Origin of the sequence: Flavobacterium sp. FPG59 (assembly GCF_002150205.1) — a bacterium.
Taxonomy (GTDB): Bacteria; Bacteroidota; Bacteroidia; order Flavobacteriales; family Flavobacteriaceae; genus Flavobacterium.
In genome coordinates this window covers 1-3,554 of sequence record NZ_MTCA01000270.1, presented here as the reverse complement: position 1 = coordinate 3,554, position 3,554 = coordinate 1, and the positions used below count along the sequence as shown (strand labels likewise).

Here is a 3,554-nt window from a genome sequence, read left to right as displayed (position 1 = left end):
AGTTAAAATAATTCAAAAATAACCACATCCCATACTAGCAATTTTAAGCTAGCTGTATTTTGTAGAATTACCGTTTTCTAAGCTTCCCTTTAGACGACAACTGAGCGTTTACGAACTCCCAGTCATCTCTAAGTGGCAAATCCTTTTGCTTACCATCAGTCAAAATTCTGATAAAGCGAACTTTATTTGATATACCGATATCATTAAGCAAGCAAATATAAATTCATTGGCAACCTTTTACATTCATTAATCGGATTTTTTATCTGATATTTACAAACATATGGATGCAAAAGATTACATCAGGATATTCGAGCAGTCTCCCGCATTGATGCTTGTTATAGATACCAGCTTTATCATCATTGCTGCTTCAGACGATTTTATTAGGAAAACCAAAACCACACGTGAATGTATTACTGGACAAAACATTTTTTATGTTTTTCCATCTAATCCAGACAATACAAACCGAAATGAAGAAAGTACGATTCGAGCTTCTTTCAACCGCGTGATCAAAAATAAAACTGCCGATACCTTGCCGGTAATAAGATACGATATTCCTAAACCTGCATCCGAAGGTGGTGGATTTAAAACAAAGTATTGGAAAGTAGTGAACTCCCCTATTCTAGATCATAACAATAATGTACAATATATCATTCAGCGTTCTGATGATGTTACTGAAAATGAAACACTGGTAGCGCAACTTGATGCAGAGCAAAAAGCCATAAAGCAGCTGGAGGAAAGCGAAAAGCGATACTACATGATGCTTCTTAAATCACCTTTTGGTTTTGCTATACTCAAGGGAAAAAATATGGTAATTACTCTTGCCAATGATTCCGTAAAAGAAATGTGGGGAAAAGGCAACGACTTAGAAGGAAAGACTCTACTTGAAGTTTTACCTGAGATTAAAGATTCCGAATTTCCCGATTTGCTCGATAAGGTTTATACCAGCGGTACTCCGTTTTGCGGAGATGAGGTACTTTGCCCGGTTTTTCGCAATGGTAAATTGGAGGATGTTTATTTCAATTTTGTGTATCAACCCTATCTAGAAGCAGATGAGACTATTTCTGGGATAACCATTATTGCTTATGAAGTAACAGCAGCTGTGATTGTAAAAAATGCATTAGCCGCACTACACAATGCAGACCTGAAAGCATTGAAGAAAATAGAAGAAATTAGCAATCGGTATTACATGATGCTTATGGATTCGCCATTTGCTTTTTGTGTAATGAAAGGAAAAGACATGTTGGTTACCCTTGCTAACGATTTAATGAAAGATTTTTGGGGAAAAGGTAAAGATGTAGAAGATAAAACGCTTTTGGAAATATTACCGGAAATTAAGGATCAGCCATTTCCTGAAATGATTGACAAAGTATACACAACAGGTATTCCATTCTATGCCAACGAAATTCTCGGAAAAGTAACCTACAATGGTAAGTTAAAACATAAATATTTTAACGTTGTTTTCCAACCCTATTATGACGCAGACAACTCCATTTCTGGTGTTACACAAATAGCGTATGAAGTAACAGAAATGGTGATGGCGCGCAAAAAAATAGAAGAAAGCGATAAGCGATATAACATGATGCTGATGAATTCGCCATTTACTTTTGCCGTGCTAAAAGGTAAAGACCTGATTATTGAACTTGCAAACGACCAGATTAAAGAAGTTTGGGGAAGAGGAAACGATATAGAAGGTAAATCGCTGCTTGAAATTATGCCCGAACTTAAAAACACCACTTTCCTTGATATGCTTGATGAGGTGCGTGCTACCGGTATTCCTTTTCATGGTATTGAAGTACAAAGCCCTAAAAATATGCATGGAACTATAAAGGAAGAGTATTTTTTCAATTTTGTTTTCCAGCCTTATTTAGAAGCAGATCAAACTATTTCCGGTATCACTATAATTGGTAATGAAGTAACCGAGCAGGTGATTGCAAAAAGGGGAATTATAGAAAACGAAAAAAAATTAAGACAGATTTTAGATTCTATGCCTCAAAAAATAACCAATGCCGACACAGAGGGTAATGTTATATATTTTAATAAAAAATGGCTGGATGACACCGGACTAGAGTTTGAAAAATTAAAAGGTTGGGGATGGGAAAAAGTAATTCACCCCGATGACGTGGAGATGACTAAAACAAACTGGTCAAACTCCTTTAAAACTGGAGAAATTTTTGACATGGAATGCCGAATCTTACATAAAGACGGTGCGTACAAATGGCATTTAAGCAGGGCTTTACCAATTAAAGATGAACACGGAAAAATAAAAATGTGGGTAGGAACTAATACCGATATTCACGAGCAGAAAGATGCTAAATACAAAGCCGAAACTGCACAAATTGCTGCTGAGGATGCCATGCAAGCAAAGCAACAATTTTTGAGCAACATGAGCCACGAAATACGAACTCCTATGAATGCCATTATAGGGTTTACAAATGTACTCTTAAAATCGAAATTAGACCAAAGTCAGAAAGACTACCTAACGGCAATTAAGGATTCCGGAGATGCCCTGCTTGTTTTAATTAACGATATTCTTGACCTTGCCAAAGTAGATGCTGGTAAAATGACTTTTGAACAAACTCCTTTTAATTTAGCTGATTCGCTCTCATCAATGCTTCAATTATTCGATATGAAAATAAAGGAGAAAAATTTAGAATTGATAACACAATTTGACATCGCAATACCCGAAATTATTATGGGCGATTCAATTCGGTTGCGACAAATCATTTTGAATTTGATAAGTAATGCTGTTAAGTTTACCAACGCAGGAAAAATAACCATTTGTGTTTCCTTGCTTAAACAAGATGCAGAGGAAATAACTATTGATTTTACCATAACTGACACTGGAATAGGCATCCATAAAACCAAACTCGAACATATTTTTGAAGATTTTGGACAAGCAACTTATGAAAACTCGCGCCTTTATGGAGGTACTGGTCTTGGACTAACCATCGTTAAAAAATTAATAGAACAACAAGGTGGCACCATACACGTGCAAAGCGAATTAGGAAAAGGATCAGCCTTTAGTTTCCTATTAAACTTTGCTAAAACAAATCAAAAAATAGAGCAGCAAACGGAACCGGTTTCAAACATACAAGCCGAGGTAAAAAAAATAAACATATTGGTTGCCGAAGACATGCCACTCAATCAACTTTTAATTAAAATAATACTTGCTGACTTTGGCTTTGATGTAGACATTGCGGCCAACGGAAAAATTGCGATTGAAAAACTAAAACAAAATAAGTATGACTTGGTGCTAATGGATTTACAAATGCCCGAAATGAATGGCTTTGATGCAACCGCATACGTTCGCAACATTATGAAATCTGACATTCCCATCATAGCACTAACTGCAGATGTTACTTCTGTTGATTTGGAAAAAGCCCAAGCTATGGGAATGAACGATTATGTCTCTAAACCTGTTGATGAACAACTGCTATACAGTAAAATAATTAAGGCGCTCCAAAAAACCGATTGAAAGGGTAATTAAATTTCACTTTACAAATAGAGTTTGAAAACATTAATTTTGATTTTTAGGTACAAAAATCAAAATTGGA

The 3,554-nt window shown here is 35.7% G+C and carries 1 protein-coding gene; it reads left to right on the top strand.

Annotated features, from left to right (window positions below; translation table 11 throughout):
* Positions 1–280 precede the first annotated feature (280 nt).
* Positions 281–3,475 carry a PAS domain S-box protein gene (locus tag FPG59_RS14835; RefSeq protein WP_086455341.1) on the top strand — a complete coding sequence of 1,065 codons (3,195 nt, stop codon included), beginning with the start codon at positions 281–283 and terminating at the stop codon, positions 3,473–3,475.
* Positions 3,476–3,554 lie beyond the last annotated feature (79 nt).